This window comes from Aliidongia sp., assembly GCF_035943795.1.
Taxonomy (GTDB): Bacteria; Pseudomonadota; Alphaproteobacteria; order ATCC43930; family CGMCC-115725; genus Aliidongia.
Window position 1 is genome coordinate 1 of sequence record NZ_DASZBY010000142.1, and the last position, 3,157, is coordinate 3,157.

Annotated in this window: 7 protein-coding genes; 4 read left to right on the forward strand and 3 right to left on the reverse strand. The window is 63.3% G+C overall.

All coding sequences use genetic code 11. From position 1 onward, the window contains the following. Together VGV37_RS27470 and VGV37_RS27475 are read left to right on the forward strand one after the other, a co-directional pair. Positions 1-447, forward strand: a 447-nt coding sequence (locus tag VGV37_RS27470; protein ID WP_326883004.1) for a hypothetical protein, incomplete at its 5' end; no start/stop codon positions are given. Next, on the forward strand, positions 444-782 hold the full coding sequence (locus tag VGV37_RS27475; protein WP_326883005.1) for a hypothetical protein: 339 nt from the start codon (positions 444-446) through the stop codon (positions 780-782). The genes VGV37_RS27470 and VGV37_RS27475, both read left to right, overlap by 4 nt. On the opposite strand, the gene VGV37_RS27480 is transcribed toward VGV37_RS27475, so the two are convergent. Beyond that, positions 731-1,012 (reverse strand): type II toxin-antitoxin system HicB family antitoxin, encoded by a 282-nt coding sequence (locus VGV37_RS27480; protein WP_326883006.1) that lies wholly within the window; start codon positions 1,010-1,012, stop codon positions 731-733. The two genes, VGV37_RS27475 and VGV37_RS27480, sit on opposite strands and share 52 nt — an antisense overlap. Beyond that, the gene (locus tag VGV37_RS27485) at positions 1,009-1,218 is read right to left on the reverse strand and encodes a helix-turn-helix transcriptional regulator (protein ID WP_326883007.1); all 210 of its coding nucleotides are present in this window, start codon (positions 1,216-1,218) and stop codon (positions 1,009-1,011) included. The genes VGV37_RS27480 and VGV37_RS27485 overlap by 4 nt, the downstream gene beginning before the upstream one ends. A gap of 292 nt (positions 1,219-1,510) precedes the next feature. On the opposite strand from VGV37_RS27485, the gene VGV37_RS27490 reads away from it, so the two are divergent. Next, a complete protein-coding gene (locus VGV37_RS27490; RefSeq protein ID WP_326883008.1) occupies positions 1,511-2,110 on the forward strand; it encodes a hypothetical protein in 600 nt (199 codons plus the stop codon). Positions 2,111-2,112: 2 nt separating this feature from the next. Beyond that, positions 2,113-2,658 carry a hypothetical protein gene (locus VGV37_RS27495; RefSeq protein WP_326883009.1) on the forward strand — a complete coding sequence of 182 codons (546 nt, stop codon included), beginning with the start codon at positions 2,113-2,115 and terminating at the stop codon, positions 2,656-2,658. A gap of 289 nt (positions 2,659-2,947) precedes the next feature. On the opposite strand, the gene VGV37_RS27500 is transcribed toward VGV37_RS27495, so the two are convergent. After that, a partial coding sequence (locus VGV37_RS27500) for a transposase (RefSeq protein WP_326883010.1) occupies positions 2,948-3,157 on the reverse strand: 210 nt, incomplete at its 5' end.

Below are 3,157 nucleotides of genomic sequence, written 5' to 3' on the forward strand. Positions count from 1 at the left end.
ATGATCTCGGCCGAAGGCGGCATGGGAGAAGTCCCGTACGACAACATGCCGGCCCTTCTGCACGCCAAGGAGATGGTTATTCCAGCGGTGTACGCCTCGAAGCTGCGCAACATGACCGCGGACCCTACGTCGCAAGCGAAAGCGCTCGTGGCAGCGATGAGCCAGCCCGGGCCGCAGGTGCCGACCCAGATGCGTTCCCTCGCATCGCCTGCAGGATCCGCCTCAGAAAGCATCGCGGCCAGCATGCGGGCGGGATCGTCCGGTGGCGGATCGACCGGGCTTGGCGGCGCCGATCGAGACATCCACTTCCATTTCGCACCCACGGTCGCCGCGGTGGACGCGACAGGCGTCGACCGGATGCTGCAAAACCATCAGGACGTGTTCATCAAGAACGTCCGAAACTGGCACCGGAACGGCAAGCTCGGGCCGCAGGGAGTCGGACGATGATCCCTTCAGTCCATCATTTCCCCACGCCAGGCGAGCGCCTGCGCCAGCGTGTAGAGGCCGATATCCGGACCGGCCTCGACGGCCTGCACCCGCCCGAGGTGATCGAGTGGGTCATCACCGATCTGGGGCGCCGCTATCCCTGGGAGCCGATCGATCACGAGCCCGTGCCGGTTCCCAAGGAATTAGCAGCGGTGGCGCAAGAGTTGATGAACGCGCTCGATCAGCGGCATGCCGAGCGAAACCTCGAAGTGTTCCTCGTGATGGTTCAGATGGAGATCAATCTCTATCGCGCGTTACATCCGCCGGGACCCGCAACGAGCATCACGACGCCCTGACGATTTTCCGCGCCGGCCATCACCTGGTCGAACGTGCTGGGCGCCGGGATCGTGTCACCATCCTCGACCATGGAACGGATGTGGCCCCGCAAAGCTTCCTCAGCCATGCGCCGGGCCTCATCCAGGGACGCGCCCGCGGTGATGCAGCCCGGGAAGTCGGGGAATGACACGCCAAAGTCGCTATCCGGCGTTTTGTGGATCATGGCGATGTAGTCGTCCAGATGGTTCATGCCGGCTTCCTCAACCGCACACCAGCACCGCCGCCATTCTCCGGAATAAATTCTACCCCGGCGGCCTCAAGCGCTCGCTGGATCGCCGCGAGCGTCGCGTTGTTGGGTTCCCGCTGGCGGTTTTCGAAGCGGGTGATGGTAGCGCTACCGATCTTAGCCGCTGCGGCCAGATCGCGAACGCCCCATTCGATGGCCGCGCGGGCCATTCTACATTGGATCGCTGTAATCATAGGATCACAATACGATCAATTATCATTTGACGCAACAGGGATGATATGATCATACTGTGATCACTTCGGCCGGACCGAGTGGTGGAACACTCGACCCGGCCTAACCCTAACCGGATCACAGGAGATCACGGAAATGGCTACTCACGATCTTAGCACGGGCTGTCCGTCGGTGCCGAGCCGGCGATCGTTTATTGCCTTGGCGGGCACCAGCGCGGCTGTGCTGACGGTCGCTCTGACCGCGCCCCCTTCCCCAGCATCGAGTGATGCCATGCTGATGAAGCTTTGCCGCTCGTGGCAGGAAACATCCGACCAGATCGATGCCATCTGCGACGTCATCCACGGCCTGCGCACCGACGCCGCTGCGGCCGTCCCGATGCCGGATCCGATCCGCCAGTACCTCATCCCGCCCGCCACCTTCGACGGACTGCCTCGAGTTCGACGAGATCGCTTCGACCTGGTGAATCGCCGAAACGAGCTGGCCGACCTCGTCGCCCACTCGAACGGGCTGACGCCAGCCGCCACAACATCGCTGCAGGAAGAGGCGCAAGAGATCGCCGGCATCCTGGCGGCGATCGAGGCCTATGATATCGAGATCGCCGCGGAGCGCACCCGAAACGGGCACGACGAGGCATCGGCGCAGCATGGGCGGCTGGTCGCCGATCGCAACGCGCTGCGGGAGCAGATTAGCCGGACGCCGGCCGCGTCGGTCGCCGGCTTGGCGGCGAAGCTCCATCTGCTCGACTGCATGTGCGGCTACTCGTATGCCAACGAGGGCGACGAGGACTTCTTCGCGGCCGAGCTGGTCCGCGACGCGGCGCGCCTGGCGGATCTGCCGGCTTGTCTCGCCTTTGCACCCCGGGAGGCCTGATCATGAGCGATACGGCATCCCTGGCGAGCCCTGGCGCCCACGCTACCGGCGACGCGCTGCTGCTCGGCCTCGCCGCCCATTACGCCAGGGCGGTCAACGCCAACCTGGATTTCGATGACGAACAAGGAGAGTGGGCCGGCGCCGCGCAAAGCTGGCTCGATCAGCAGGCCGAGAGGTGCTCGCATCGCATCGATCCGCTGATCGAGGCGATATGCAGCGTTCCGGCAGAGAGCCCCGTCGGCGCGCTGATCCAGCTGCAGGCGCTGTCCCGGTTCGTCGGGATCGGTTCCGACGATCTGGCGATGGAACACCATTGGGACCGGATGCGAGAGCAAGCCATCGCGTCGATCCAGCAAGTGCTGCTGCAACTGGTCGATCCGACCATCGCCGCTGCTGCCAAGGCAATGCAGTGCATGGGCCCGGGACCCGGTCCGTTTGTCGACGACGTGCCGACCTACGTGGAGACGATGAAGCGGAGTTTCGCCGAGAGGGACATCGACCTGGTGCGGAAGCCGAGGTCTCGGCGGGCAAAAGGGGGCGCCCAGTGAGACGGAATATGATACTGGTATCCGCCCCTATTCGCCCGCGTTCGAGGCCATCCGAATTTCCTTGGTGGGTAGTATGATGGGTAGAATTCTGATCGTCCGTCCTATCTATCTGTAATAAAACGGAAAAGACGATCGATAGGACGGACACCCCATCCGCCAATCTACCCCTGAAGTATTCGGCCGTTCCGCGGCTGTCGCCTACGCGCCGTGAGGCGCGCCACAGCACCATCAGCCTCGACGCTTATCCGCCCACGCATATTGAAATGCCCGACCCTAGAGCGTGTTCGTTTTAAATTGAAGCGTAACCTGAGTTGGCGAGATAGGCAGCGCACTCGGATGGCGAGAAACAGTCGAGCATCTTGCCGATGCGCTGCCAAGTAGCTTGGATGGTCCGCTCGCCGGCCTTGCGCAGCAAGGTCTTGAGCTTGGCAAAGACCTGCTCGATCGGGTTGAGGTCGGGGCTGTAGGGCGGCAGGAACAGGAGCTTAGCGCCGGCTTG